The 1,833-nt window shown below is 64.4% G+C and carries 1 protein-coding gene; it reads left to right on the forward strand.

Going from position 1 to position 1,833, the window contains the following annotated elements:
• Positions 1-1,153: 1,153 nt before the first annotated feature.
• Positions 1,154-1,833, forward strand: a 680-nt coding sequence (locus ACNAW0_RS30315) for a glycoside hydrolase N-terminal domain-containing protein (RefSeq protein WP_416291467.1), incomplete at its 3' end; no start/stop codon positions are given.

A 1,833-nucleotide genomic window follows, 5' to 3' on the forward strand; every position in this document is an offset into this window, starting at 1 on the left:
ACATCCAGGTATTCGGATCGGCCTGTCCCACCGTTGGTGGGGCAAGCCGATCTGTCTAACCGTGCAATCCAATGCCGTCCAGCCGATGGGTCGGTCGTTCCAGGCACTCGGTCCCGCAGTCGTTCCAGCTGGATCAGCAAGAACCGACGTGCGTTCTGCGTTCGGTTCGGTGGCCACTGAAAGCCGAGCTGTTCTTCGGATTCCTGGCTACCGGCCAAGTCCCTCTGTGGACGCAGCGACGACGCGCGGCAAATGAGACCGCAAGCTCGCTTGCTACGACGTGTTTCGCTTCGCTGCGGCGGAGCTTGAGGAGCAGGAGCTGGCCCCGGGAGATGCTGCGTGTTCTTCCTACACGGCACCGTCGTCGAGCGGCATGCTCAGGCGCAGAACTGGCGGGTCCGCCGAGTCGTCGAGTTCTAGAGTCAGATCAAGTCCTGTATCGAGGATGGCTCGGACGTCCGCGTGGTCCTGTGGCGAGATCGTGGCGACCACCTCGTCGGCTACGTACAGCGCCAGCGGCTCGGGCGGCGCAGTACCGGTATCGCGGCAACAAGATCCCCAACCCCTGGGCAACATCCAACCACGCCTGATGGCAGAAATCGTGGAGAGCCCGTGCCGGGAGACCGGCACGGCGGGTTCGGCGAGCGGCCTGGGGAAACGGACCGGGAGCAATCCCGACGCCGCGCCCCAGGCCGACTCAACCACTTGGGTCAGCCGGTCAGTCGACCAAAACTCAGAGACATCGGATCTCTTGCCTGCGCGCACCTGTGGATTCATTGACGCCTTCTGACCGCTCGTCCATACTCCAGAGGTAGGTCCAGATTCCGGGGCGCCAACGCCTCCTCGCCGGACCAGCGATACATCCGATCTATCTGCCGCTACTCCTAGTTGCTCATCGCCGAGACCACCCAAGGAGCAGAGCAGTTGTCACGCCGCATTGCCGGTGCGGGCTCGAACTGGTCGGGCGTCCCCTCAACGCAGGGCGTCATCGCTTCCGCCACGCAGGGCCCCACGCGTCGGTCATCCCCTGATCGCCACCCTGATAGAGGCCAACATGATCATCAGAAGTAAACTTGTCCCTGCTCTCACAGCGGTGCTGGTGTTGCCATTGCTTGGTTCAGCCATCACCGCACCTGGCGCTCTTGGAGCGCCCATGAGCCAGACGGCGGCGACCGCGCAGCTCGCGAGCTCCAACGGCAATCCCTTGCGTGTGCGGTACACCGCTCCGGTGTTCGACTGGGAGAACCAGGCGCTGGTGCAGGGCAACGGCACCACAGGGCTGATGGCATTCGGCAACCCCGGCCGAGACCGCCTCCACTTCAATGAGAAGACACTGTGGAGAGATGGGCCTGCCAATGGGCGCACCTACCTTGGTGGCAACAAGGCGACGGCGATCACGCCGCAGCAGCTGAACACCTACCGCCTCGCTCTGGACAAGGCCGTCGCACTGCCGGCCGGTGACCAGTGCCGCACCTTCCAAGATGGGGGCATCTTGCTCTCCTTTTCCATTGACGCCCGCCACCTTCGCAGTTCCCGCCCGGTTGGTGAACGATTGCCAGCTGACGAGAACTTGCCACGCGGCGAGATCCCGCCACTGATCCGCTGCGCAGGACCTGGAGGCAATGTGTTCGAAGCGGTTGGGCTCACCGCAGTTGAGAGCGCGACGTACGTCGCCGTCGTCCGCAATCCGCGCGGCGATGTGGACCAGGTGGCATCTGCGGCAGAGTTGACCCGGGCGCAAGCCGGACGCGCTCTGGCCCGGCTGGCCGCCATCGCGGCGAGCGAACCCTCCCGACCAACAAAGGCCGGCGTCACCTTGTCCGCTGCGGTCTT

Origin of the sequence: Micromonospora sp. SL1-18 (assembly GCF_047921505.1) — a bacterium.
In the GTDB taxonomy this organism is placed as follows: domain Bacteria; phylum Actinomycetota; class Actinomycetes; order Mycobacteriales; family Micromonosporaceae; genus Micromonospora.